The organism is Breoghania sp., assembly GCF_030066895.1.
Lineage (GTDB): Bacteria > Pseudomonadota > Alphaproteobacteria > Rhizobiales > Stappiaceae > Breoghania.
In genome coordinates, this window is the sequence record NZ_JASJAV010000029.1 from 71,744 (window position 1) to 97,204 (window position 25,461).

Annotated in this window: 12 protein-coding genes and 14 pseudogenes; 7 read left to right on the top strand and 19 right to left on the bottom strand. The window is 60.9% G+C overall.

All coding sequences use genetic code 11. The annotated features are described in order from the left end of the window. Window positions 1–30 precede the first annotated feature (30 nt). Window positions 31–414, top strand: a complete 384-nt coding sequence (locus QNJ43_RS27640) for a 2Fe-2S iron-sulfur cluster-binding protein (protein WP_346433096.1) — start codon at window positions 31–33, stop codon at window positions 412–414. 461 nt (window positions 415–875) lie between these two features. Here the strand turns inward: QNJ43_RS27640 and QNJ43_RS21985 are convergent, their stop codons facing one another. The 5 genes and pseudogenes from QNJ43_RS21985 to QNJ43_RS22005 all read right to left on the bottom strand — a co-directional run. Then, complete coding sequence (locus QNJ43_RS21985) at window positions 876–1,319, bottom strand: glycine betaine ABC transporter substrate-binding protein (protein ID WP_300473122.1); 444 nt, start codon at window positions 1,317–1,319, stop codon at window positions 876–878. Beyond that, window positions 1,279–1,695 carry a glycine betaine ABC transporter substrate-binding protein gene (locus QNJ43_RS21990; protein ID WP_300473404.1) on the bottom strand — a complete coding sequence of 139 codons (417 nt, stop codon included), beginning with the start codon at window positions 1,693–1,695 and terminating at the stop codon, window positions 1,279–1,281. The genes QNJ43_RS21985 and QNJ43_RS21990 overlap by 41 nt, the downstream gene beginning before the upstream one ends. A 208-nt stretch (window positions 1,696–1,903) precedes the next feature. Beyond that, window positions 1,904–2,677: an ABC transporter permease subunit gene (locus QNJ43_RS21995; protein WP_300473124.1), complete on the bottom strand. Its 774-nt coding sequence runs from the start codon at window positions 2,675–2,677 to the stop codon at window positions 1,904–1,906. A 267-nt stretch (window positions 2,678–2,944) separates the two neighbouring features. Then, entirely contained in the window at window positions 2,945–3,502 is a 558-nt protein-coding gene (locus QNJ43_RS22000) for a CBS domain-containing protein (RefSeq protein ID WP_300473127.1), read from the bottom strand. 91 nt (window positions 3,503–3,593) lie between these two features. Further along, window positions 3,594–3,932, bottom strand: a pseudogene (locus QNJ43_RS22005) (ATP-binding cassette domain-containing protein); the annotation flags it as partial. A 21-nt stretch (window positions 3,933–3,953) separates the two neighbouring features. Here QNJ43_RS22005 and QNJ43_RS22010 point away from each other — a divergent pair. Further along, window positions 3,954–4,127, top strand: coding sequence for a hypothetical protein (locus tag QNJ43_RS22010; protein ID WP_300473129.1), 174 nt, complete (start codon window positions 3,954–3,956; stop codon window positions 4,125–4,127). Between the two features lie 818 nt (window positions 4,128–4,945). Here the strand turns inward: QNJ43_RS22010 and QNJ43_RS22015 are convergent. From QNJ43_RS22015 to QNJ43_RS22035, 5 genes and pseudogenes are all read right to left on the bottom strand, one after another. Then, window positions 4,946–5,170 carry a formate dehydrogenase subunit delta gene (locus QNJ43_RS22015; protein ID WP_300473132.1) on the bottom strand — a complete coding sequence of 75 codons (225 nt, stop codon included), beginning with the start codon at window positions 5,168–5,170 and terminating at the stop codon, window positions 4,946–4,948. A gap of 117 nt (window positions 5,171–5,287) precedes the next feature. Then, window positions 5,288–8,111, bottom strand: a pseudogene (fdhF, locus tag QNJ43_RS22020) (formate dehydrogenase subunit alpha). A 7-nt stretch (window positions 8,112–8,118) separates the two neighbouring features. Then, window positions 8,119–9,694, bottom strand: a pseudogene (locus QNJ43_RS22025) (NADH-quinone oxidoreductase subunit NuoF). After that, window positions 9,691–10,143: pseudogene (locus QNJ43_RS22030) on the bottom strand (formate dehydrogenase subunit gamma); the annotation flags it as partial. The pseudogenes QNJ43_RS22025 and QNJ43_RS22030, both read right to left, overlap by 4 nt. 151 nt (window positions 10,144–10,294) lie before the next feature. Continuing rightward, window positions 10,295–11,191: pseudogene (locus tag QNJ43_RS22035) on the bottom strand (LysR family transcriptional regulator). 414 nt (window positions 11,192–11,605) lie between these two features. Between QNJ43_RS22035 and QNJ43_RS22040 the strand changes: the two are divergent. From QNJ43_RS22040 to QNJ43_RS22055, 4 genes and pseudogenes are all read left to right on the top strand, one after another. Next, complete coding sequence (locus QNJ43_RS22040) at window positions 11,606–13,132, top strand: ABC transporter substrate-binding protein (RefSeq protein ID WP_346433097.1); 1,527 nt, start codon at window positions 11,606–11,608, stop codon at window positions 13,130–13,132. 18 nt (window positions 13,133–13,150) lie between these two features. Beyond that, window positions 13,151–14,092, top strand: a pseudogene (locus QNJ43_RS22045) (ABC transporter permease). An 89-nt stretch (window positions 14,093–14,181) separates the two neighbouring features. Further along, window positions 14,182–14,963: pseudogene (locus QNJ43_RS22050) on the top strand (ABC transporter permease); the annotation flags it as partial. Between the two features lie 18 nt (window positions 14,964–14,981). Then, a pseudogene (locus tag QNJ43_RS22055) lies at window positions 14,982–16,408 on the top strand (ABC transporter ATP-binding protein). On the opposite strand, the pseudogene QNJ43_RS22060 reads toward QNJ43_RS22055, so the two are convergent. From QNJ43_RS22060 to cyoA, 5 genes and pseudogenes are all read right to left on the bottom strand, one after another. Further along, a pseudogene (locus QNJ43_RS22060) lies at window positions 16,405–17,088 on the bottom strand (SURF1 family protein). The pseudogenes QNJ43_RS22055 and QNJ43_RS22060 overlap by 4 nt on opposite strands. Before the next feature lie 83 nt (window positions 17,089–17,171). Next, window positions 17,172–17,543 (bottom strand): cytochrome o ubiquinol oxidase subunit IV, encoded by a 372-nt coding sequence (gene cyoD / locus QNJ43_RS22065; protein WP_300473135.1) that lies wholly within the window; start codon window positions 17,541–17,543, stop codon window positions 17,172–17,174. Beyond that, window positions 17,540–18,172: pseudogene (gene cyoC, locus QNJ43_RS22070) on the bottom strand (cytochrome o ubiquinol oxidase subunit III). The gene cyoD and the pseudogene cyoC overlap by 4 nt, the downstream one beginning before the upstream one ends. Window positions 18,173–18,176: 4 nt before the next feature. Further along, window positions 18,177–20,006: pseudogene (locus tag QNJ43_RS22075) on the bottom strand (cbb3-type cytochrome c oxidase subunit I). Window positions 20,007–20,160: 154 nt separating this feature from the next. Next, a pseudogene (gene cyoA / locus QNJ43_RS22080) lies at window positions 20,161–21,090 on the bottom strand (ubiquinol oxidase subunit II); the annotation flags it as partial. Window positions 21,091–21,440: 350 nt separating this feature from the next. On the opposite strand from cyoA, the pseudogene QNJ43_RS22085 reads away from it, so the two are divergent. After that, window positions 21,441–22,687 (top strand): annotated as a pseudogene (locus tag QNJ43_RS22085) (MFS transporter). A gap of 65 nt (window positions 22,688–22,752) precedes the next feature. Here the strand turns inward: QNJ43_RS22085 and QNJ43_RS22090 are convergent. The 4 genes and pseudogenes from QNJ43_RS22090 to QNJ43_RS22105 all read right to left on the bottom strand — a co-directional run bounded on the left by QNJ43_RS22090 (window position 22,753) and on the right by QNJ43_RS22105 (window position 24,779). Beyond that, window positions 22,753–23,562, bottom strand: a pseudogene (locus QNJ43_RS22090) (phosphoenolpyruvate hydrolase family protein). Between the two features lie 18 nt (window positions 23,563–23,580). Then, window positions 23,581–24,144, bottom strand: a complete 564-nt coding sequence (locus tag QNJ43_RS22095) for a Tm-1-like ATP-binding domain-containing protein (RefSeq protein ID WP_346433098.1) — start codon at window positions 24,142–24,144, stop codon at window positions 23,581–23,583. Next, complete coding sequence (locus tag QNJ43_RS22100; protein ID WP_300473138.1) at window positions 24,101–24,220, bottom strand: Tm-1-like ATP-binding domain-containing protein; 120 nt, start codon at window positions 24,218–24,220, stop codon at window positions 24,101–24,103. The genes QNJ43_RS22095 and QNJ43_RS22100 overlap by 44 nt, the downstream gene beginning before the upstream one ends. Next, window positions 24,171–24,779, bottom strand: coding sequence for a Tm-1-like ATP-binding domain-containing protein (locus tag QNJ43_RS22105; RefSeq protein ID WP_300473140.1), 609 nt, complete (start codon window positions 24,777–24,779; stop codon window positions 24,171–24,173). Before QNJ43_RS22105 ends, QNJ43_RS22100 begins: the two co-directional genes overlap by 50 nt. Window positions 24,780–25,461: the final 682 nt, after the last annotated feature.

Below are 25,461 nucleotides of genomic sequence, written 5' to 3' on the forward strand. Positions count from 1 at the left end.
GGTCCGGAGCCGTTTATGGAAGCGGTGCGCATGATGTTGGCCGAGCTCGGCTACGACATGGCGCACTACCACCAGGAAAGCTTCAATTTCGCCGCCCTGGAAGAGGACGACGACTTCGAGATCCCCGAGTCGGACGAGACGGTGGAGCGCACCGTCTTCCGCGTGGAACTGGCCAAGAGCGGGCAAGTTCTGGAATGCGGGCCGGACATGACGATCCTGAATGCGGCGCGTGCGGCGGGCCTCCGGCTGCCGTCGTCCTGCGCACGCGGGCTTCGCGGAAGCTGCAAGAGCCGCATGGTCTCCGGCACCGTCGACATGAAGCACGGCGGCGGGATCCGCCAGCGCGAGGTCGATCAGGGACAGATCCTGTTGTGCTGCTCCAGGCCGACATCGGATGTCGTGATTGACCGGTAGCATTCGTGGGCGGGCTTTCCGTATCCACGAGAGATCTCCTCCCCTCACCCCAGCCCTCTCCCCATGGGAGAGGGAGCCGCTCCAGACGTGCTGCAATATCTCCGCTACACAACGGCGTAGCTGACGACATCATCCGTGCGGCTCAAAGCCAAATCAGCACAAGAGCCTGGCTCTATCACCTCTCCCATGGGGAGAGGTCGGCGCGTATGCGCCGGGTGAGGGGATGCGCGTTTTCCGTATTCCTGAGAGATCGAAACCCCTCACCCTAAACCTTTCCTCATGGGAGAGGGGATACGTCTGTGCCGTGTCGCCGTCGGCTCGGTTCTTGAGGCCATCCCCAAACCGCAGGCAAAAAATACCGGGCGCCGAAGCGCCCGGTATCGTGACCCGTTAGAGGGTTATTCGTTCGGCGATTACTTCGCCGCAGCGCGGGCTGCGGCGAGCCAGCCGTCGACTTCCTTCTAGTGCTTCTCGATCCAGGCGGTCGCTTGGGCCTTGACGTCGTCGTCGCCCTTGTTCATCGCGGCGTTCTGGGCATAGATGTCCGGAAGCGGGATGGAGACTTCCTGCAGAAGCTTCTTCACGGCCGGGTTCTTCTTGAGTAACTCGGTATTGGCCACCGGCACGATGTCGTTGGCCTGGAAGCTCATGGTGCAGGGGTCGGCGACGCAGGTGTCCAGACCCGTGGCGGGCTTGGGCATCTCGATGTCCGGGTTGGTGGTTGCCTCGATCCACATGACGTCCTTGCCCGGCTTCAGCTCGTTCACCGTCCAGGTGTAGAACATGATGTGTTCGCCGCTCTGGTAGGCAGTGATCGCATCGGCCATGGAGGTGGAGTAGCCGGCTTTGATCGGGTTGATGTCGTCACGCAGCTTCAGCTTGTCGAGCGTCTCGGCAATGCGCACAGCCCGGTGGGCAGGTCACGAGATCAGCCTTGCCGTTGCGGTCGAAAGCTTCCTTGACTTCCGGACGCTTGAAGTCTTCCAGCGACTTGATGTTGAACTTTTCGATCGCCGCCTTGTCGACCAGGTAGTCCTGGAGGGCGCCGCCCTTGGCCACGGCGCCGACAAGCTCGGCACCCTGGTCGATGGTGGACTTGTAGGTGTTGTGCAGCGGGAACCAACCGTTCACCCAGAGGTCCATGTCGCCCTGGGCGACGGACTGGTAGAAGGCCGGGACATCAAGCGTGGTCGGGCCCTGGACGTCGTAGCCGAGCTTCTGGAGAAGCTGGCTGTAGATCTCGGAATGGAACCAGCCTGTATCCCAGGTGTCCTGTGCCATTTTCACGGTGACACCTTCGCCAGGCTGCTCCTGAGCCGAAGCGGCCGTCGGCGAAAGTCCGATCGCAAATATGGCTGCGGCTGTCAGGGATCGCATTAGATGAGGCATATGTCTCTCCGTTTTTGAAACGATGATCGGAGCCGGCTCCCCCCCTGGAATTTTGGCTACTTCTGAAAACGGGCCGAAAAGGCCCGGGTACAGACGGCAGTTAAGCCGCCTTGTCCTGTGTCGCGGACGCCGCTTCCTGCTCCATGTTCTGCCCCTTGAAGAAGGACAGCAGAGCTTCGCGCAAGGACGAGCCGGAATGCGGCTCGACAAGGTCCTGCGTGAGGCGGTCGAGGACGATGGCCAGGATCACAATGCCGACACCGCCGGCCGTCGCTCCGCCCACATCCAGCCGGCCGAGGTCGGTATTGACTACGAGGCCAAATCCGCCCGCGCCAATCAGCGCGGCGATGACGACCATGGAAAGGGCCAGGATCAGGGTCTGGTGCAGACCCGCCATGATGATTCGCATGGCCAGAGGAATCTGCACTTCCCACAGCATCTGCCACGGCGTGGAGCCGAAGGCTTCCGCCGCTTCGATCAGGTCGGTGCGCACGTTGCGGATGCAGATATTTGTCATGCTAATGATCTGCGGCAGCGCGAAAATGATGGTTGCGATAATGCCCGGTGCCATCCCGACGCCGAACAGCATGACGATCGGCACGAGATAGACGAAGCTCGGCACCGTCTGCATGATGTCGAGGATCGGCCGGACGATCTTCCAGGCGAGGTCGTTTCTCGCCACGAAAATGCCGGTCGGAACACCGATGACCGTGCAGAAAAGCACGGACGTGATGATCATCGACAGGGTCGTCATGGTTTCAGGCCACAACTGAATCATGTTAATGAAGATGAAGCTGATAATCGTCAGGATCGCCATGCCGCGACCAACGATACGCCACGACATGAGCGCGAAGACGGCGGTCGTGACCACCATCGGAATCTAGGCAAAGAACGCGTCGAGAGCGTTCAGAATCTCATTCACCGGGACCTGAAGAGCACGGAAGAACGGCCGGAAATTCGGGACCAGGAACCCGCGTACGAAGGTATTGATCCAATCATCGAACGGAATGACAAGAAGTCCGTGTGGACTAATCATTGCGACCTCATGTCGTCTTGTTGCTCTTCGTTTGCTTCGGAGGGGCTTTCTTCCGCAGCCGTGTCTTCGTCCTCGACCTCCTCTTCGGAGTGGTTTTCTCCGTCGTCACCGACCAGGTGCATCGAAGATGCTTTCCTGCGTGACCACGCCGACGAGCTTGCCTTCCTCGTTGGTGACGGCAACCGGAACGCCCTCCTGGGCGGGGCCGTACAGCTCGTTGAGGTAGGCGTCTTCTTTCTCTGGAGGCGGCTCGGGCTTCATCAGCTTAGAGACGAGGGTTCCCGGAGGCGCGTCGTTGGCGTCCTGGCGGGTGATGTAGCCGCCCGCCACGCCGTCCTTCACCACGTGAATGGTGTCGACGTCGTTGATCACCATCACCTTGAGCACATCGGCGACCGTCGCCCTGGGCGAAATCTTGTGCGCTTCCAGCGCGATATCGGAAGTCGTGTAGACGCGGCTGCGGTCGATATCGGCGACGAAGGCGCGCACGTAGTCGTCGGCCGGGTCGGAGACGATGTCCTGGGCGGTACCGACCTGCACGAAAGAGTCGTCCTTCATGATGGCGATACGATCGCTCAGAAACAGCGCCTCGTTGAGGTCGTGGGTGATGAAGATGATCGTCTTTTTCAGTTCCTTCTGAAGAACGATCAGTTCGTCCTGCATCTCGCGCCGGATCAACGGGTCGAGTGCGCCGAAGGGGTTCGGCCATGAGAAGGATCTGCGGATTGGTGGCCAATCCGCGGGCAAGGCCCACGCGCTGCTGCATGCCGCCGGACAGTTCGGAAGGATAGCTGTCGGCGTGGTCCTGAAGACCCACCTTGCTCAGCGCTTCCAGTGCGGCCGCACGGCGTTCCTGCTTGCTCGCCCCCTTCATCTTCAGACCGTAGGCGACGTTTTCGCCGACCGTCTTGTGAGGGAACAGCGCAAAGTGCTGGAACACCATCGTGATCTTGTGCCTTCGCACTTCGCGCAGGTGGGACATGCCACAGGAGGCGACATCGTTCTTGTCGATCCAGATTTCACCGGATGTCGGCGGGATAAGGCCGTCGAGCATGCGCACCAACGTAGATTTGCCTGACCCTGAAAGACCCATGATGACGAAGATCTCGCCTTCATGAACCTCGAAGCTGACATCGTTCACGCCGACAACAACGCCAGTTTCCCGAAATATTTCCTCTTTCGTTTCGCCGCGTTTCAGGCGTTTCAGCCCCTCGCTATTATCATTATTGAAGAACTTTTAGAGTTTTTTGACGATCAGTTTTTCTTTCATGCTCTCTTAGTATCGTGACTGTATTAAAAATTTGACCGTCAATCACTCTGTTTTGACGTAGTTTAATTTGGCATATGGACGAGTCTTCATAATTAGATTCACTGTGATCGTCACATGAAGTATCGTTCTCTACATGAATACTGAAGCGTTGGTTGTCTATAATTCGCGGCCACAATCATGCCATGTAGGTTAATATCTTGTGGATCGCGGGTTTTTGCGAATGCGGGTGTCGGATGCGCGGGGGGAATGTCGAGGTGCGCTGCACCTTGATCACGTGCCGCGTTCGGCAACGTTCTCATGTCCGTTTCACGCCGCGTCGCCGTTCGGTGACGGCTGCTCGCGTGAACGTGGTGCGCAGTCTCGCGCCTCAGACGGTTCCGCCTTCTGCGGTTCCGGATCTGTCCGTTTCCATGCATGGGGGTGCGTGAACGGTCAGGGCCTGGAACCGGCGGACGCCATTGCGCCAACGGGGGGGATTTGAGGTGGTCGTGGAGGAAAAGAATGGCAGAGAGGGCGAAAAATTAAGTCGGGTACCGCCTGTGGATTTCCGGCAATAAATAACACCTTCCGTCCAGACGACCCCGCCTGGACGGTAACAAGCCAATCAAGTTTGATGCGTTGTGCACGCTCTTGCCGTTCAGATCAATTGAATCCGGACGACAGAGCTCTCTGGTCGAAGTTGTTTTGACGCCATATGAGCCTCGTGTCGGAGCCCTTACAAGGCAGCGCGAGCCCGCACTACCTTTCCACTCGGCGATATAACTCAACGAGACACGATTTGGTTCCGTTTTTTTATCTGGGGCGGCCGATCGGGCCCAGGCACCCGCCGATCCGGGTCATGCAACTGGCTCGGGGAACTCGATCATTTTCGCCGCTTCGATGACCAGCGGCTTCAGGCCGTTGTCGTCCTGGCCGAGGGTTTCGGAAAACTCCCGGCGCATGCGCGGTTCCCAGAACTTGTTGATGTGAGCGGCAACGCCGGCGGCGGCCTCTTCAGGGGCCTGGGACTGGAAAAAGGTCTCGATCTGGTTCGCCTTGTAGACGAGTTTTGCAGCCGACATGGACGGCTTCTCCCGGTAGTGCCCGACAAGCGGGGCCGTTGAACGAATTGCCTCCCGCCGCAAGGGGCGGCTCACGGCCGGAGGTGGCGGCTCGGGTATTGTTTCCGTTGCCGGCAGTTATTCAACGGCGTCGACCGTGGTTGCGATCCTGCGGGCCTGCTCTTCATATTCGAGCTGCCAGTCGATCGGTTCGTTTGACATGGAGATCTGCACGGCCGTGACCTTGTATTCCGGGCAACTGGTCACCCAGTCGGAATCGTCGGTGGTCACCACGTTGGCCTGCGTGGAGGGGCGGTGGAAGGTCGTGTAGACCACATCCGGCGCCACGCGGTCGGTGATCAGGGCCCCAGGCTCATCTCGCCGGAGCGGCTTACGACGCGCACCCAGTCGCCGTCCTTCACGCCGCGTACTTCCGCGTCGATCGGGTTGATCTCCAGCCGGTCTTCCTCGTGCCAGACCGAATTGGCCGTGCGCTGGGTCTGGGCGCCGACATTGTACTGGGAGAGGATACGCCCGGTGGTGAGAAGCAGCGGGAAACGGGGCCCGGTGAGTTCGTCGGTCGCGACGTATTCGGTGCGGATGAACTTGCCCTTGCCGCGCACGAAGCCGCCCACATGCATGATCGGCGTGCCCTCGGGGGCTGCGTCGTTGCAGGGCCACTGGATCGAGCCCTTCTCCTCCAACAGGTCGTAGGTGACGTCGGTGAAGCTCGGCGTGGTCGCCGCGATTTCCGCCATGATCTCAATGGGGTGACTGTAGGACCAGTTCGCCCCCATGGCGTCGGCGATCAGTTGGGTCACCTCCCAGTCGGCATAGCCCGCCTTCGGCGTCATGACCTTGCGCACGCGGTTGATGCGGCGTTCCGCATTGGTGAAGGTGCCGTCCTTTTCCAGGACGGTGGAGCCGGGCAGGAAGACGTAGGTGTAGTTCGCCGTTTCGTTGAGGAAGAGGTCGTGGACGACGACGGACTCCATGGCATCGAGCCCGGCGGCGACATGGTGGATGCCGGGATCGGACTGCAGGATGTCCTCGCCCTGGATGTAGATACCCTTGAAGGAGCCGTCGACGGCGGCATCGAGCATGTTGTTGATGCACAGGCCCGGTTCGTCGTTGAGGCTGACGCCCCAGATTTTCTCGAAGCTCTCGCGCACCGCGCCGGTGGAGACATGGCGATAGCCCGGGAACTCGTGCGGGAAGGAGCCCATGTCGCAGGACTCTTGCACGTTGTTCTGACCGCGCAGCGGGTTCACGCCGACGCCGGGCCTGCCGATATTGCCCGTCGCCATGGCGAGATTGGCGATCGCCATCACCGCCGTGGAGCCCTGGCTGTGTTCGGTCACGCCCAGCCCGTAATAGATCGCGCCATTGCCGCCGGTGGCATAAAGTCGGGCTGCGCCGCGGATTTCTTTCGGATCGATACCGGCAAGCGCGCCGACCGTCTCAGGGCTGTTTTCAGGACGCGAGACGAATTCCGCCCAATCCTGGAACTCGTTCCAGTCGCAACGCTCGCGGATGAAGATCTCGTCGTAGATCTTCTCGGTGACGATCACGTGGGCAAGCGAGGTCAGCACCGCGACATTGGTGCCCGGGCGGAGCGGCAGATGGTGGGCTGCCTCCACATGGGGGTGCGCACCAGGTCGATGCGGGGCGGGGCGATGACGATGAGCTTTGCGCCCTCGCACAACCGCTTCTTCAACCGCGAGCCGAAGACTGGATGGCCGTCGTTTGGGTTGGCGCCGATCACCAGTATCACGTCGGATTGCTCGACGCTGTCGAAATCCTGGGTTTCGGCCGAGGCCCCGAACGTCTGGCCGAGGCCGTAGCTGGTGGGGGAATGACACACACGGGCGCAGGTATCGGTGTTGTTGTTGCCGAAGACGGCGCGCGCCAGCTTCTGCACGAGGAAGGTTTCCTCGTTGGTGCAGCGCGAGGAGGTGATGACGCCGATGCTTTCGCGCCCGTGCTGGTACTGCAGGCGGTGGAACTCGCTCGCTACGTGGGCCAAAGCCTCTTACCAGGTCACTTCGCGCCAGGGATCGGAGATCTTTTCGCGGATCATCGGGTTGAGGATGCGGTCGCCGTGATTGGCTTTGCCTTCCTTGTAGGGCAGCATGCGGACAAGCTCGTCGCCGGCGCATCTCCGCCTTGAAGGAACAGCCGACGCCGCAATAGGCGCAGGTGGTGACGACCGAATGCTTCGGCTGGCCGATCTCGATAATCGACTTTTCCTGAAGCGTACCGGTCGGGCAGGCCTGAACGCAGGCACCGCAGGAAATGCATTCGGAACCGAGGAAACTCTCGTGCATGCCGGGCGAGCCGCGCGATTCAAAGCCGCGGCCCTCGATGGTCAGCACGAAGGTACCTTGCACTTCCTCGCAGGCCCGCACTCAGCGCGAGCAGACTATGCACTTGGACGGGTCGTAGGTGAAGTAGGGATTGGATTCGTCCTTGGCCATCCAGCGGAAATTGTCGGCGCCGTCGGAGGCCTCGGCCTTGACGTGGTTTTCCCTGTCATAGCCGTAGCGCACGTCGCGCAGGTCCACGACGCCCGCCATGTCCTGCAACTCGCAATCGCCGTTCGCCGCACAGGTCAGACAATCGAGCGGATGGTCGGAAATGTAGAGTTCCATCACCCCGCGGCGCAGCTTCTTCAGCCTGTCCGTCTGGGTGTGAACCACCATGCCGGAGCTTGCCGGAAGCGTGCAGGACGACGGCGTGCCGCGCTTTCCTTCGACCTCGATGAGGCACAGGCGGTAGGAGCCGAAAGACTTGACCATGTCGTTCGCGCACAGCTTCGGGATCGCGATCCCCGCTTCCGCTGCCGCGCGCATGACGGAAATGTCTTCCGGCACGGTGATCTCGAAGCCGTCGATCGTCAGCGTGACGGTCTTGTCGGACTTGACGGCGGGGTTTCGAAATCGGGCTCTTGAATGAGTTTCATGGGTCTATTACTCCGCCGCTTCCGCGATCGCGTGGGGACGGAAGTCCTCCGGGAAATGGGTCAGTGCGCTCACCACGGGAATCGGGGTGAAACCTCCCAATGCGCACAGGGAACCGAGTTTCATGGTCTCGCAAAGATCGCTCACCAGCTCGATCTGGGCGTCGACGTCTTCTCCTTCGGCTTTCCGGGCGGCGATGCGGTCGATGACCTCCACGCCGCGCACCGCGCCGATGCGGCAAGGCGTGCACTTGCCGCAAGACTCAAGGGCACAGAACTCGAAGGCGAAGCGGGCCTGCTTGAGCATGTCCACCGTGTCATCGAAGACGACGATGCCTGCATGGCCGATCAGGCCGCCGGCATCGGTGAAGGACTCGTAGTCGAAGATCGTGTCGAACTTCTCCGGCGGAAAATACGCGCCGAGCGGTCCGCCGACCTGAACGGCTCTGACCGGTCGCCTGCTCAAGGTGCCGCCGCCGATATCCTCCACGATCTCGCCGAGCGGCGGGCCGAAGGCGGTCTCGAAAAGGTCGCCGTGGCGCACGTTGCCCGCGATCTGGATGGGGATCGTGCAGTGCGACTTGCCGACCCCGTAATCGCGGTAGAATTCCGCGCCCTTGTCGAGAATGATCGGTACGCTGGCCAGCGACATGACGTTGTTGATCACGGTCGGGCGGCCCAGGAAGCCTTCAAGGGCCGGGAGCGGCGGCTTGGGGCGCACCACGCCGCGCTTTCCTTCCAGCGAATTCAGCAGCGAGTTTTCCTCGCCGCAGACATTAGGCGCCCGCTCCCATGCGGATTTCCATGTCGAAGGCGCGGTCGGAGCCCAGAACGTTGGGGCCGAGAACTCCCGCCTGGCGTGCGATCTCGACCGCCTCTTCCATGATGCGGATGGCATCGGGATATTCGGAGCGGGTGTAGAGATAGCCCTCGGTCGCGCCCGTCGCGATGCCCGCAATCGCCATGCCCTCGATGAGCACGAAGGGATCTCCCTCCATGATCATGCGGTCGGCGAAGGTGCCGCTGTCGCCCTCATCTGCGTTGCAGACGATGTATTTGTGCTCGCCCGGGGCCTGAAGCACCGTGTTCCACTTGATACCGGTGGGAAAGCCCGCACCGCCGCGACCGCGCAAGCCCGAATGGGTGACCGTTTCGACGATCGCTTCCGGCGTCATCTTCGCGGCATTGCGCAGGCCCGTCAGGCCGCTGTGTTACTCGTAGGATTTCAGCGAATGCGGATCGATCACGCCGCAGTGCGCGAAGGTCAGCCGGGTCTGTTTCTTGAGGAAGGGGATTTCTTCCGTCAGACTGAGCGAGAGCGGGTGATCGGCGCCGTTCTGGAAGCTGGCGTCGAACAGGCTCTCCACATTGCTCGGCAGAACCGGACCTTAGGCGATGCGGCCTTCCGGCGTTTCCGCTTCCACCATCGGCTCCAGCCAGTAGAGGCCGCGCGAGCCGTTGCGCACGATCTCAATGTCGAGACCGCGCTTGTCGGCTTCCCTGGCGATTGCGGCGACGACGTCATCGGCGCCCAGTGCGATGGATGCGGAATCGAGGGGGGGGGGGACGAAGATCCGGGTGGTCATGCCTTCACCTCGCGGATGACGTCATCGAGACGGTTTTCATCGAGGCGGGCGACGAGCTTGCCGTCGACGGTGGCTGCTGGGGCACAGGCGCAAAGACCGAGGCAGAAGACGAGCTCAAGCGTGATGGAGCCGTCCGCAGACGTTTCGTTCCAGTCGAGGCCCAGGAGCTCGCGCGCTCTGTCGGCAAGCGCTTCGCTGCCCACGGACTGACAGGCTTCCGCCCGGCACAGGCGGATGACATGGCGGCCGGACGGCCTCTCGCGGTAGTCGTGATAGAAACTCATCACGCCATGCACTTCGGCGCGGCTGAGATTGAGCTTGTCGGCGATGACCCGGAGGGCTTCGTCGGGAACGTGACCGTAATCGTCCTGAACTTCGTGCAGGATAGGCAGGAGCGGACCTTCCCGCCCAATATGAGTGTCGACGATTTCGGTCACATGTTTTGTGACCTCTTCAGCCGAAGGCTGGGTACATCATCGGGCGTCTCCCATACGCACAAAGTGTAGAATTGTCCTTTATCTATTATGCGGTATGCGGCTATTCGGCTGCGACATCTCGGCATTCAATAAAGCCGTGCCGTTTTGCGATTGCAAAAGTCTATCAATGAGGTGGGATGAGCGCCGAAATGCTGCGGGCCTGCTGCAGCATTTCGGCTATCACCGGGGTGTAGGGTTCTCGATAATTCGCAATGAGTCCAATGGTATGAGCCGCGTCGGGGGCGTGAATGGGACCCGATCGGAGGGAGAGGAAGGCATCGAAGGTCTCGACCAGCCGGGAGGGCATGATGCCGGACCATTTTCCGGTTCTGATATGGCTAAAAAGGGCAATGATGGAGTCCGACTCAAGTGTCGGCGTCGCCGTTACCCCTGCTTCTTCAAGGTGCTTATCAACGATGCGGTGGTTCTGCATATCCTCGGTCAATAGGCACAAGGGAACGCCGACCACTTCCGCCCATGTGACGCTTTCGCGATCAGCGAAGGGCCCGTTCTCGGTGGTCACGAATCGATAGTGTTCGGTGTAAAGAGGGACGCTCGTCACCTTTCCCAGCGGCTCGTTGTCGAGATAGGTGATGCCGACATCGACCTCCAGGTTGATCACCAGCGACAGGATTTCGACCGAGGAACGGCCCAGCACGGTGAAGCGGATGTCGGGATGGCGTTCGCTGAAGGCGGCGGTGAGATCCTTCACCATGGAAAGAGCTATCGGGATGACGGCGATGCGGAAGTCGCCGGTCAACCCGTGGCGGGCGGCGTGCATTTCCTCCTGCATGGCGCGGGCGTCGGCGACGATGCGCCGGGCCCAGTCGAGAACCCGCATGCCCTCGGGGGTCAGCCCCTGGAAGTGTGAACCGCGCTGGACGAGCTTGACGCCGAGCAGGTCTTCAAGCTGCTGAATGGCGGCGGACAATGTCGGCTGGGTCTAGCGACATTCCTCCGCCGCGTGGCCAAAGTGTTTTTGCTTTGCCAACGCGATGAACATTTCAAGCTTGTCTATCATGGCATGAAGCGCTCCAGACTGGCTGCCGGCCGAGCGTAGCCCAGTCAAGACAATGCCGAAAGCCGGTTAGATGTGGTCCTTCGTCGTCGTTGGGGCCGGGCTACGGTGTCACATCAACGGGGCTGAAAGCCTCCGTTTGGTCCGTCGGCGCGATCATTGAAGACGGGAGAACCGGATGCGGGCGGTTCTCTCTCTACCGACAGCCATATGGTCGGTGGTACATAACGGTCATGGTGCGATTGACCTTCGAGGAGACGAGGCAAGACCATGTGGAGTGAGACGGACAAGATGAACAAGATCGCGCCGCGAAAGCTTTGGCGGCATTTGCGACGGTTGTCTGTCGAGATTGCTGCCGGTTTGGTCGCGGTGTTTCTGCTGGCCGGCACCGGTAGTGCGGTGTAGGCGGCGGAAAAGATGATCACGGCGGTGATGAATTCGGGTCTGCGCATGCTCGATCTGCTCGTCACCACCGCGCATATCGTGCGCGATCACGGCTACATGATCTATGACGTGCTCGTCGCCCAGGACCACACCTTCACGCCCAGGCCGCAAATGGCGGACTGGACGATCTCTGACGACAAGAAGGTCTACACGTTCACGCTTCGCGACGGGCTGATGTTCCACGACGGGAACCCGGTCACCGTAGCGGATGCAGTTGCCTCGCTCAAGCGCTGGGGCAAGCGCGATTCCGGCGGTCGGCTCATCTTCGACGTGACCGAGAGCTTCGTTGTTAAGGACGACAAGACGATCGTCTGGACGCTGAAGAAGCCGTACTGGCCGCTGCTCGACACCTTGTCGAAGATGTCGGCCGTCCCGCCCTTCATCATGCCTGCGCGCATTGCCGCGACCACGCTGGATCAGGCGATCACTGACTATATCGGCTCCGGCCCGTTCAAGTTCGTGGCGAGCGAGTACAAGCCCGGTGTCTCCGTCACCTACGAGAAGTTCGACGTCTACGTTCCGCGCAAAGAGCCTGCCGACTGGATGACCGGGGGCAAGGTGTTGAAGGTGGACAAGGTGAAGTGGGTGACGATGCCCGACACCCAGACCGCCATCAACGCGCTGCTTGCCGGCGAAGTCGATTATGTGGAGCAGATCCCCGTCGATCTCCTTCCGATCCTTCAGGCCAGCGACAACGTCGTCGCGGAGGTGCGCGATCCGCTCGGCTTCCAGGCTATCGGTCGCATGAACTTCCTCTATCCGCCCTTCAACGACGTGAAGATCCGCCAGGCGGCGATGATGGCGCTCAGCCAGCAGGACATTCTCGGCGCGCTGATCGGCAATCCCGACTACTACAAGGTCTGCGGTGCGATCTTCGGATGCGGTACACCGCTGGGCGACGAGACCGGCGCCGAAACGCTGACCCACGGCGGCGACATCGAGGCTGCGAAGAAGATTTTGGCGGAAAGCGATTACGACGGAACGCCCGTCGTGTTGTTGCAGACCACCGATCTGCCGATCATCGTCGTGCAACCCGTCGTTGCCGCCCAGGCACTGCGCAAGGCCGGGTTCAACGTCGACATGCAGCCGATGGACTGGCAGACGCTGGTGACGCGGTGCGCCAGTCAGGCCAAGCCGTCGGAAGGGGGCTGGAACCTGTTCTTCACCAACTGGTCCGTGCCGGAAATCGCCACGCCGCTGATCAACCCGATGCTGAACGGTCGGGGCAAGGAAGCGTGGTTCGGCTGGCCGACGGACGAGAAGCTCGAAAACTTGCGCCGGGATTTCATCGCGGCCAAGACTCCGGAGGAGCGCAAGCGGGTGGCGCATGAGATCCAGGTTCATGCGCTCGACGTGGTCAACTACATCCCACTCGGCCAGCTCCTGTCGCCGCAGGGACGCAGCAAGAAGCTGATCAACATGATCCCCGCTCGTTCTGGAACATCGAGAAGGTGGATTGATCGCACGGCACCCGGCGCGGGCAGGCCCGTTGCCGGGTAGCCGGGAAAGTTGCAGCCGATGACGGGCTACATTTTCAGACGCATTCTGGCGGTCATACCGGTCGTACTGATCGTTGCCGTGTTCGTCTTCCTGCTGTTGCGGCTGACGCCGGGCGATCCGGCTGCGATATCGGTGGGCGACGCGGCAACGCCCGCCCAGCTTGAGGAGATCTGCGCTTCGCTCGATCTGGATCAACCCATCTACGTGCAGTTCGTCGATTGGGTCGGGCGGTTGCTGCATGGCGATCTGGGGATCTCGCTCATCTCCAATACGCCGGTTGCTGGGATGATCGCCCAGCGCATCTGGCCGACGCTCAACATCGCATGGTTATCGATTGTCCTTTCGGTTCTCATCGCCGTGCCGATGGGCGTTCTTGCCGTCTGGCGGCATCGCACATGGGTCGACTATGCGGTGATGAGCTTTTAGGTGCTCGGCTTCTCCGTACCAGTCTTCGTCATCGGCTATGTGATAATCAAGGTCTTCTCCATCGATATTCGCTGGCTGCCGGTGCAGGGCTATACCACGCCTTCCGAGGATTTCGGCGCGTTCCTTTCTCGCGCGATCCTGCCGTGCCTGACGCTTGCGATCATCTATGTGGCGCTGATCGCCCGCATGACGCGCACAAGCCTGCTGGAGGTGCTGGGCGAGGATTACATCCGTACCGCACGTGCCAAGGGCGTTAAGGAGCGCGTCGTCTTCTTCCGGCATGCGCTGCAGAATGCGGCGGTGCCGATCCTGACCACGATCGGCACCGGGTTCGCGCTGCTCGTCGGCGGGGTGGTGGTGACGGAAACCGTCTTCAACATTCCCGGCATCGGGCGGCTGACCGTCGATGCGATCCTGGCGCGCGATTATCCGGTCATTCAGGGCGTCATCCTTCTGATGAGCTGCCTGTACGTGCTGATCAATCTGGTGATCGATCTCTCCTACAGCCTGTTCGATCCGAGGATCCGCTATTGATGCCGTCCTCGCCGCGCCCCGCCTCCAGTCTGAAGAGCGTTCTCCGTCTGCTGTCGCTGCCGAAGATCTGGCGCGTCGGTCCGACCCCGATGATTGCCGGCATCGTGCTTGCCGTGATCGTGATCGCCTGCCTCGCCGCCCCGCTCTACGTTCCCTACGACCCGCTTGCCATCGATGCGCTGCACCGGCTGAAAGGATCGAGCGCGGAGCACCTTCTGGGAATCGACTCCTACGACCGCCACATGTTCTCAAGGGTCGTGATGGGAGGCCGCATATCGCTTCTCATCGGTGTCGGCGCGGCCGTGATCAGTGTTGCCGTAGGGCTCGTGATCGGGCTCGTCTCTGGCTTTTTCAGGACGGCGGATGCGGTGATCATGCGCATCATGGACAGCCTGATGGCGATCCCCTCGATCCTCTCTTGGCCATTGCGTTGGTGGCGCTCAACGGGCCGGGGCTGTGGTCGGTGATCGCCGCCATCACCATCTCCGAAATTCCGCGTGTCGTCCGGCTTGTGCGGGCCGTGGTGCTGTCCTTGCGCGAGGAGCCTTACGTGGAGGCGGCGATCACGCTGAGCTCTTCCAGGGGCAAGATCCTGTGGCAGCACCTGATGCCGAACACGCGTGCGCCGCTTATCGTGCGAGGCACCTACATCTGTGCATCCGCCATTCTGGTGGAGGCGATCCTGTCGTTTCTGGGCGCAGGTGTGAGCACCGAGATTCCGACCTGGGGCAACATCATGGCGGAGGGACGGCTCTACTTTCAGATCAAGCCGATGCTGATCTTCTGGCCGGGGCTGATGCTGTCGGTGTGTATCGTCTCCATCAATCTTCTCGGCGATGCCGCGCGCTATCTGCTCGATCCACGTCTGAAGACGCGCGGAGGCTGGTCTATGGAGTTCAGATCCCGCGATTTCGGCAATGCGGATCCGGTTCTTGCAATCGAGAATCTGACCGTCCGGCTTGAGGGCAAGACGAATGCATCGCTGATCCTGGACGGTGTGTCGCTGTCCATCCGTGCCGGTGAGACGGCGTGCCTCGTGGGCGAGAGCGGGTCCGGCAAGTCGGTGACGGCGCTGGCGGTCATGGGGCTTTTGCCGGGCGGTGCGCTGGGAGTTGCGGGCGGGCGTATCGATCTGTGCGGGGAGAACCTGCTCGATCTTAGCCCCAAGGTCATGCGCAGGCGGTGGGTCGATCAACTGTCCATGGTCTTTCAGGAGCCGATGACGGCGCTCGATGTCACCACGCAGAAGCAGATCCTCAGTCTGATCGCGGGCTTGCAGGAGCGGCGCGGGACGGCGGTGCTCTTCATCACGCACGATATGGGCGTGGTGGCGGAAATCACCGATACCGTCCACGTGATGAAGGGCGGGCGGATCATCGAATGCGCGACGACGGAGAACATTCTTCGCGCGCCTCGAGAAGACTACACACGCGATCTCCTGCGGGCGGTGCCGAGCTTGTCGCCGCGCGCGCCGCGTGCCGAAGCGGACGGTGAGTCGGTTCTGAAGATCGAGGACCTGGGAAAGCGCTACGGTTCGCGAAGCTGGTTTGCCCGGCAGGCGCCGGTCGAGGCCGCCCAGGGTGTCGGGTTCTCCGTCCCGCGCGGTCGCACGCTCGGGATCGTCGGGGAGAGCGGATCGGGCAAATCGACGGTGGTGCGCTGCATTCTGCGGCTGGTCGATCCGAGCAGCGGTTCGATCCGGGTTGGGGGAACGGATATTGCGCCGTTGTCGCGGTCCGCGCTCAAGCCCTATCGTCCGCGCATCCAGACCGTCTTTCAGGATCCCTTCCGCTCGCTCAATCCGCGCTGGATTATCGGGCAAAGTCTGATCGAAGGGTCGCTCAATTGCGGGTGCGCACGAGCAAGCGGATGGCGCGTGCGCGGGAACTCCTGAGGCTGGTGGGACTGCCGGAGGATGCGGTGAAGCGCTATCCGTATCAGTTCTCCGGCGGTGAGCGTCAGCGTATCGCCATTGCCCGTGCCATCGCTATGGAACCCGATGTCCTTGTGGCGGACGAAGCGGTCTCCGCGCTCGATGTTTCGGTGCAGGCTCAGGTCCTGCGCCTGCTCGACGATCTGCAGGAGAAACTGGGCATCGCGATCTTGTTCATCACCCACGACCTGCGGGTCGTGGCGCAGATCTGCGACGAGGTCGCGGTCATGCGGGAAGGGCGGGTCGTGGAGTTCGATACGGCGGCGAACGTTCTCGGGGCGCCGCAGCATCACTATACGCGGGCGCTCATCGAAGCTGCACCCGGCCGCGATTTGGATTGTGCCAATTTCCGGGCGTTTTCCCGCGATCCGGAAGGTCTCTAGCCGCGCCGTGCGCGCCGCTCTTCGCGGATGAGGAAGAGTCCCGCGACCAGGGACATCAGCGACAGGGCGAACCAGGTGATCGCGTAGACGAGGTGGTTGTTATGGAAACGCACCTTGGTCAGACCTCCGACGGGATAGCGTCCGGGATTGGGCGTGGCGTCGGCGTCGATGAAATAGTGCGCTGTGTCGCTTAAGTCCCGCTTCTCGGCAATGGCGGCTATGTCGCGGGAATACCAGTTGTTGGCCGACGGATTGTTTGAACGCAGGAAACCTCTGCCCGATTCGCTCACGCGCAGCAGCCCCTCGACCGTGACGGAGCTGTCGGGCTGGCCTTAGGCGATTGTCGCGGAATCCTTGCGCTCCGGCGGCACGAAGCCGCGATTGATCAGAACTGTGAAACCGCGCGCGCTTTCAAGCGGGGTCAGAACCCAGTAACCGCTGCCGAGATCTTTCGTGGCGCGGACCAGCGTTTCGCGGGAATTGAGAAAGCGGCCGGTGATGCGAACGTGACGATATTCATCTGCGTCGCGGGTGACGGTCGACCATGTGTCAGGGCCGGGGGCCGGGCTTGCCGGGGCATGGACGCGGTCGATCAGGTCGAGTTTCCAGGCGAGGTGCTTGACCTGCCAGACGCCGAGTGTGGCACCTCCGAAAAGGCGGATCAGGATGAGGACGCTCACGAAGATGAGCGTCCCCGGTTTGCGATGATGGTGGGGGCTGAGGGCCGCGTCGCGCCTCGCCTCCGCACCGTCGTGGGACTGTGTCACGGCAGTTGGCTCATGTCGTGCTGGGGCATCATGTTCAGGTGGTACATCACCCAAAGCGAACCGGATAGCGTTATCGCCACGATGATGAGCGTGAAGACCATCGACAGAAAGTTCCAGCCGCCTTCCGATTTCGCGTCCATATGAAGGAAGTAGATCATGTAGACGATGATCTGGATCACGGCCATGGCCATGATCACGGCGACCGTGGTCTGGTTATCCAACGCGCCGGTCATGACGAGATGGAAGGGGATCGCCGTTAGGATGACGGACAGGAGGAACCCCTTTATGTAACCGCTCAGCGTGGCATGCGCGGGGGCGGTGTCGTGGTGGTCGTCATGGGTGTTCATGACGTGCTCTTCGGCGCTCATCGCAGCATCCCCATCAGATAGACAAAGGTGAAGACGCCGATCCAGACGACGTCCAGGAAGTGCCAGAACATGCTCAGGCACATCAGGCGGCGACGGTTGGCCTCGATCAGGCCGTTCTTGGCGATCTGGATTGTCAGCGTGAAGATCCAGACGATGCCGAAGCTCACGTGCAGGCCGTGGGTGCCGACCAGCGTGAAGAAGGACGACAGGAAGGCACTGCGCTGGGGCGTGGCACCCTCGTGGATCAGGTGGGCGAACTCGTAGAGTTCGAAGCCGACAAAGGCGATGCCGAAGGCCGCGGTGATCAGCAACCAGCCCTGCGTGCTCCTGACATTCCGGTTCTACATCGCGATGACGGCAAAATCGTAGGTGATGGAGGAAAGAAGCAGCATGGAGGTGTTGAGTACCACGAGCGGCAACTCGAACAGATCCTTGGGGGCGGGCCCGGTGGCATAGTTGCTGCCGAGAACGCCGTAGGTTGCGAAAAGAACCGCGAAGATGAGGCAGCCGCTTATCAGGTAGATTCAGAACCCCAGGAGGGTGCTGGAGCCTTTCGGATGAACGTGCTCCGTTTCGTGGTGGTAGATGCGCGGTGCTGTGTCCTGCGCTGCGCTTGCAGTTGCTGTCATGTGATCAACCCTGTGCGGCGAGGAAGCGCGTACGCTCGGTTTCCGTCTTCTCCATCGTGTCGGCGGGGATGTGGAAGTCGCGCTTGTAGTTGAAGGTGTGGCCGATACCGACGGAGAGAAGGTCGATGAAGCCGAGCGCCGCAAGCTACCAGATGTACCAGATGAGGGCAAAGCCGGTGACCAGGCTGAGGCCGGCCAGGATGATGCCCGCGCTGGTGTTCTTCGGCATGTGGATCGGCTGGAAGCCGGTCAGCGGCCGTTTGTAGCCGTGCTCCTTCATGTCCCACCGGGCGTCTAGGTCGTGGACCACGGGCGTGAACGCGAAGTTGTAGTCCGGCGGGGGCGAGGAGGTCGCCCATTCCAGCGTACGCGCATCCCAGGGATCGCCCGTGGTGTTGCGAAGCTCTTCGCGCTTCAGGTAGCTGACGACGAGCTGCACCAGGAAGGCGCCGATGCCGACGGCGATGACGGCCGCGCCGACGGCGGCGATCACGAACCAGATCTGCAGCGAGGGATCGTCGAAGACGGGCATGCGACGCGTGACGCCCATGAGACCCAGCACATAGAGCGGCATGAAGGCCATGTAGAAGCCGATGACCCAGCACCAGAAGGAGATCTTGCCCCAGAACTTGTCGAGCTTGTAGCCGAAGGCCTTCGGGAACCAGAAGTTGATTGCCGCAAAGAGGCCGAACAGCATGCCGCCGATCACGAAGGTCAGCATGAAGGGACTGTCCAAATCATCGGCATCTCATAGCGGATGCGGCCCTTGTACATCGTGAACAGCCAGTTGAACATCTTTGCTCCCGTTGGGATCGAGATGATCATCGTCGTAATGCCGAAGAAGGAGTTCACGCTGGCACCCGATCCCATCGTGAAGAAGTGATGGAGCCAGAACAGGTAGGACAGGATGGTGATGACGATAGTGGCGTAAACCATCGAGGTGTAGCCGAACAGACGCTTGCCGCAGAAGGTCGAGGTGACTTCCGAGAAGACGCCGAATATCGGCAGGATGAGGATGTAGACCTCTGGGTGACCCCAGATCCAGATGAGGTTCACGTACATCATCGGATTGTCGCCGAAGTCGTTCGTGAAGAAGTTCGTTCCCACGTAGCGGTCGAGCGACAGCAGCACCATCACGGCGGTGAGCACCGGGAAGGCGGCGATGATCAGCACGTTGGTGCAAAGCGCGGTCCAGGTGAAGACCGGCATCTGCATCATCTTCATGCCGGGAGCGCGCATCTTGATGATCGTACAGACCAGATTGATGCCCGATAACAATGTGCCGACACCGGCGATCTGCAGAGACCAGTATATAATAGTCGACGCCGACATCGGGGCTGTAGGAGATTTTGGACAGCGGCGGATAGGCGAGCCAGCCGGTGCGAGCGAATTCGCCGATGAACAATGACATCATGACTAGCACGGCACCGCTTGCCGTCATCCAGAAGCTGAAATTGTTCAGGAACGGAAACGACACGTTGCGGGCGCCGGTCTGCAGCGGCACGATGTAGTTCATCAATCCGGTCACGACCGGCATCGTCACGAAGAAGATCATGATCACGCCGTGGGCGGTGAAGACCTGATCGTAGTGGTGGGCGGGTAGATAACCTTCCGAGCTGTTGAAGGCGATGGCCTGCTGGAGGCGCATCATGATGGCATCCGCAAAGCCGTTCAGCAGCATGATGATGCCGAGGATCATGTACATGATGCCGATGCGCTTGTGGTCCACGGTGGTGAACCATTCCCGCCAGAGGTAGACTCACAGGCGGAAATAGGTGATGGCGCCGAGCACGACGATGGCGACGACCGCGAAGGTCACCAAGAGGATCGGCATATCCAGGGGCAACGAGTCGAGACCCAGCCGACCCAGCAGGAACGATGTCTGCGGCAATGGGCATGATCGGCTGTTCGATTCCGGTGATGGAACCGACCGGCGTGCCCTTTCGCGTGCCGTCCGCATTTCGCGTACGCGTCCCGAACGGATCCGTGCTGGTGCAGAGGCTTGCGATGTAGCTCGGCCCGGGGCCGAAAATGGCTCCGCGGCGCGAGTGCTTGTCGTATTCAAGCTCTTTGGGCAGCACGTTGTGGATTCCGGCGAGACCCAGTCCGCCCTTGTTGTCGATCGCCATCATCTCGCCCATGCACATCTTGACCGGGTCGACGCACATGTTCAGGATGCGCAGATAGAGATCGGACTGAAAGCCGGAGTAGTAGGTGACCGGCGTGTTTTCACTGGGCCGTTCCAGCGCGAGGTAGGTCTTGCGGTCGAGCGCGCTGCCGCCCTCGCGCACCTTCTCCACCCATTGCGCGAAGTCGTCCTTCGACAGGTCGTGGAACTTGAAGCGCATGCTGGAGAACCCGGCGCCGGAATAGTTGGCGGAAAAGCCGTCGTAGACGCCCTTCTTGTTGATCACCGCATGCAGCTTCGTCTCCATGCCCGGCATGGCGTAGATCTGACCGGCGAGCGCGGGGATGAAGAAGGAGTTCATCACCGAAGAGGCCGTGATCTTGAAGGTGATCGGACGATCGACGGGCGCGGCAAGCTCGTTGACAGTGGCGCCCCCGTATTCGAGGTAGAAGAACAGCCATTTCCAGTCGGGGGCGACGACCTCGACCTCGAGCGGCGTGACGTTCTCCGGCACTCGCTTTCCTTCCGCGATGCGGTCAAGCGGGCGGTAGGGGGCGAGCATGTGGGTGGTGACCCAGGTGATCGATCCGAGACAGATGATGATCAGAAGGGGGGTCGCCCAGATGAGCAGCTCCAGCTTCAGCGAGTGATCCCAGTTGGGTTCGTAAGCTGCATCGTTCCCCTTGCGATAGCGTCAGGTGAAATAGACCGTAAGGCACATGACCGGCAACACGACGATGAGCATCAGGATGGTGGCCAGCACGATGAGGTCGCGCTGCTGGATTGCCATGTCGCCTGTTGGGTTCAGAACGACGAGGTTACAGCCTCTCAAAAGCGTCAGGAGGGGGAGGGCGAGAAAGGCGCGGGTCCGACTCAAGACATTACCTGTGGTTCGGTCGATGAAGGTCAGCGGCGGCGCAGCCGCGAAGGTGCGTCAGCCGTCATTGATAATTCGCAAACAGTGACGGTTTGTCGCGCTCTTATAGGGGGCATCTAGGGGGCATCAAAACCGAAAGAGAAGTCAGGGTTCTCACGCTTGCGCAGAGTTACCTTGCGGCAGATAATTGCTCCGTCCAGAGGTGTACGAGCAGTTCGTACCGGGAGGAAATAGGGACGTAATTAAAAATGGCATTTGGATCTATGGAGTTAAGCCCTAAGGGAAGCTCGGCGGGGCACGGTGCCGTCCGTCCTGGAGATATCGCGACAGGTGTGATCATTGGTCGCACTTCAGAATTTTTCGATTTCTTTGTTTACGCGATTGCATCCGTCGTCGTGTTCCCATTCGTCGATGCGCTGACGGGTACGCTCTACTCCTTTGCCGTCTTCGCGCTGGCTTTCCTGGCGCGGCCGATCGGCTCCGCGATATTCATGGCAATCGACCGGGCTTACGGGCGCGAGACAAAGCTGACGATCGCGCTGTTGCTGCTGGGAACGTCGACCATCTGCCTGGCCTTCCTGCCGGGATGCGGACAGGTCGGTGCCGCATCGATCCTGATTCTCTGCGTGCTACGAATCGGCCAGGGGCTTGCGCTCGGCGGAAGCTGGGACGGTCTCTCCTCGCTGCTGTCGATGAGTGCGCCGCCGGACAAGCGCGGCTGGTACGCGATGGTGCCGCAACTCGGCGCGCCGCTCGGGTTGATGGTCGCCAGCGGTCTCTTCGCCTATCTGGTCGGACAGCTTTCGGCCGAGGATTTCTTCTCCTGGGGCTGGCGCTATCCCTTCTTTGTCGCCTTCGCTCTCAACGTGGTGGCGTTGTTTGCGCGGCTCAGGATCGTCGATACGGACGAATTCCGGCGCCTCTTCGAAAGCCGCGATCTTCAGCCGACATGGTCGTCTCCACGGTCCGTTCGCAGGGACGTGCCATCGTCATCGGTACTTTCGCGCCGCTGGCGAGCTTCGCGCTCTTTCACATGGTGACGGTATATCCGCTGTCCTGGGTCTTCCTGGTCAGAGGCCACGAAACGTCGGAATTCCTGATGATCGAGGTCGGGGCCGCGCTGCTGTGCCTTGTCACCATCGTCGCATCGGGCTGGTTGGCCGATGCGCATCGGGCGGCGGCGTCTCTTGGGCTGGTCGGCCGTCGCAATCGCGCTCTTCAGCGGTGTCGCGCCGTTGCTCCTCAACTTCGTGGGCACGGGCGACGTGGCCTTCATGGTGGTCGGGTTCGCCCTTCTGGGGCTCTCCTTCGGTCAGTGCTCAGGGGTGGTGGCCTCCAGTTTCTCCAACGAATATCGCTATACGGGATCGGCCCTGACGTCCGATCTCTCCTGGATGTTCGGGGCGGGCTGTATCTGCTGTCAGGCGCGCTATGCACGCTGATCGCCCTCGGTTTGAACGGCGGTTGGCGAAGGCCTGAGGGGAGCCGGGTATCTCCGCACAACGCATAGTGCCCAACAAAAAAGCCGCCGGGATCCGTCCCGGCGGCTTTGTCGTTCTTTGTCGCGCGAACGTGTCAGCGTCGGATTTCGCCGAACTTGATGATCTGTTTCTTGATGGCGACTTCCGTCGGCAGACTCTCCATGGAGCTGGCGCCGTAGAAGCCGTCGATGCCCGGCACGTTCTTGATAATGTAGGCCGCATCGTTCGGCATGGAGATCGGGCGGCCGCGGCACAGCACGATGACGTCGTCGCGCACCGAGCGCGCGGCATCGGCCCAGGCGGAGATCTTCTCCACGCAATCATCAAGCGTGACGGGCGTTTCCGCCCCGATGGCGCCGCTGGTGGTCAGGCCCACGTGGCACACGATGATGTTGGCACCCACTTCCGTCATCGCCTTGGCGTCGTCGGTTGAGAAGACGTAGGGCGTCGTCAGCATGTCCTTCTTGTGCGCGGCGCCGACGATATCGACCTCCAGCGCATAGCCCATGCCGTTCTCTTCCAGATTGGCGCGGAAAGTGCCGTCGATCAGGCCGACGGTCGGGAAGTTCTGGATGCCAGCGAACCCGAGCTCTTTCAGTTCATCGATGAAGTGCTCGGTGATCATGAAGGGGTCGGTGCCGTTGACGCCCGCCAGAACGGGCGCGTTCTTGACGACGGGCAGCACTTCGATCGCCATTTACTTGACGATGTCGTTGGCGTTGCCGTAGGCGAGCGAACCGCGTCCGGCCATGCGATAGCGGCCGGAATTGTAAATCACGATCAGATCGATTCCGCCGACTTCCTCGCATTTCGCGGACAGTCCGGTCCCCGCGCCTCCGCCGATGATCGGCAGTTTGTCGGCAATCTTCTTTCTCAGCTTGGCGAGAATGGCGGTTCTGGACATTTATGTCATGGCTTGATCCTACTTGATCAGTTCGAGGAATGCTTTGGCGAGCGCGTCGGGGAACGCGCTGTTATTGATATTGTTACCGAGTTCGATCAGCTCGCGGTTGGGTGCATCCACCCAGCCTTCGCGGATCGTATCAAAAAGGGCCGCATCGGCTTCCGGGTCGTGGAAGGGCATACCCAGCGCATCGATGGCGGAGACGCCCTTCAGCGGCAGGAAGAACCGTACAGGCCCTTCCATCTTGTTTACCCGCTCCACGATGAACTTGCCGATGGCGCGGTTTTCCTCCGGCGTGGTGCGCGTCAAGGTCACTTGCGCATTGTGAACGTGGAGGTTGCGATCGCGGAACTCCTTCGGCACCGTGTCCATGGCGCCGAGATTGACCATGTCGACCGCGCCCACGGAGATCACGCAGGGCAGCTTGGTGCGGATGGCTGCACCGAAACGGTCGTCGGTGCACGGGAAGACGCCACCGATCAGATGGTCGGGCACTTCGGTCGTCGTCATGTCGAGCATGCCGTGCAGAAAGCCGCTTTCAGCGAGCTTCTCCATCGACTGCCCGCGGATGCCGGTGGGCATGGAAGACGGCGACGTCGAAGCGATCTTCAAGGTGTTTGCGGGCCTGGGTTACGGAATCGGTTGTGACGCCGAACATGGTCAATGCCGATGGCGGGCTTGTCCGACTCGTGAGACGGGATCTCCCCCTTCACCATTCCCGCAACCGCATGGGCGGCGTTGGCGATGACGCGCCGCGATATCGCGTTAAGGCCGGCAATGCCGACGACGGAATACATCATCGCGATGTCATTGGGGCCGAAATAGGGCGCGGTGTTGCCGGAGGCGACGGTCGACAGCATCAGCTTCGGCGTGCCGATCGGCAGGGTGCGTATCGCGTGCGTGACCAGATCCGTATTGCCGCTGCCGCCGAGGCCCAGCACGCCGCCGACATCGTCGCGGGTCTTGAGGAAGGCGGACAGCGCATCGGCCATGCCTGCAACTGCGGCGCCGCGGTCTGTCAGGCCGAGCACGGCCTTCTCGCCTTCGGGGTGATAAGAAGCGACCGTTGCGGGCTCGGTATCCGCACCTCCCGACGACTTCTGGGTGCTGACGTCGACAAGGACGACTTCAACTCCGGCATTTCGAGTGGATATGGCCGCAAACTGCAGTTCCGGCGCCTTTGTATCAAAAGTATCAATGACATAAAGTCTTTTCACATCTATCTTCCTTAGCCAGATCAACGCCTGCGGACGAGACCGTATTTCCTGGCGAGAAGAGTGCGTAACGGGGCATGAAGTCGCATGACTGTGCTTTGACACATCTCCTCTTCATTGGAACGGGAGATATGTGTCACCGCACCGAGATGACGTAAACGCGAGATTTCCTGTCATAATTCCGGAGAACCGACTGAGCCGTGCAGGGAATTCCTCTGTGCGGGGCGGTTTGGGTTTCGAATATTTGCTCTTTGTTGGCAAAGGGCTGTTGCATTACGTTCGGCAGTATTGGCACTATTGCTCATAAGTTGTGGCGGTCGGCGAAAACGGGGGGGCTCCGTTCGGTATTTAATACAAAAGAGTAATAGCCGGCGCCAACATGTATTCGATGGTCGCGGGAATGTGCGGGGATCTTATTTCGTCCCGAGAGCGCCTGCGGTCCTAGTGCCTAGAAGACGTTTCGGCATTTTCTCCGGGGGGCGAAAATGAGAATTATTTTTCAATTAAACGCGGCGGAAAGCGCTTTAGGCGACCTGGAATTGCCCAATAGTTCAAATTGAATATACGGTATTTCGATCTGGTCGCAGACGCGCAGTGCCGATCTTGTCGACAAGGTGCCTTTCAGTTCCGCTGTCATGCTCGCGGGATTGTCCGCTTCAACGCGAAATCCGAGCCGATCGTCTGT

Bases quoted from the DNA above. Each gene is read 5' to 3' on its own strand.
- QNJ43_RS27640 (WP_346433096.1), top strand. From the start codon at position 31: ATGATGTTGGCCGAGCTCGGCTACGACATGGCGCACTACCACCAGGAA.
- QNJ43_RS21990 (WP_300473404.1), bottom strand. From the start codon at position 1,695: ATGGCACAGGACACCTGGGATACAGGCTGGTTCCATTCCGAGATCTAC.
- QNJ43_RS21995 (WP_300473124.1), bottom strand. From the start codon at position 2,677: ATGGTGGTCACGACCGCCGTCTTCGCGCTCATGTCGTGGCGTATCGTT.
- QNJ43_RS22000 (WP_300473127.1), bottom strand. From the start codon at position 3,502: ATGCAGGACGAACTGATCGTTCTTCAGAAGGAACTGAAAAAGACGATC.
- QNJ43_RS22010 (WP_300473129.1), top strand. From the start codon at position 3,954: ATGAACCTCGAAGCTGACATCGTTCACGCCGACAACAACGCCAGTTTC.
- QNJ43_RS22015 (WP_300473132.1), bottom strand. From the start codon at position 5,170: ATGTCGGCTGCAAAACTCGTCTACAAGGCGAACCAGATCGAGACCTTT.
- QNJ43_RS22040 (WP_346433097.1), top strand. From the start codon at position 11,606: ATGATCACGGCGGTGATGAATTCGGGTCTGCGCATGCTCGATCTGCTC.
- cyoD (WP_300473135.1), bottom strand. From the start codon at position 17,543: ATGAGCGCCGAAGAGCACGTCATGAACACCCATGACGACCACCACGAC.
- QNJ43_RS22095 (WP_346433098.1), bottom strand. From the start codon at position 24,144: ATGCCCACCGGCATCCGCGGGCAGTCGATGGAGAAGCTCGCTGAAAGC.
- QNJ43_RS22100 (WP_300473138.1), bottom strand. From the start codon at position 24,220: ATGTTCGGCGTCACAACCGATTCCGTAACCCAGGCCCGCAAACACCTT.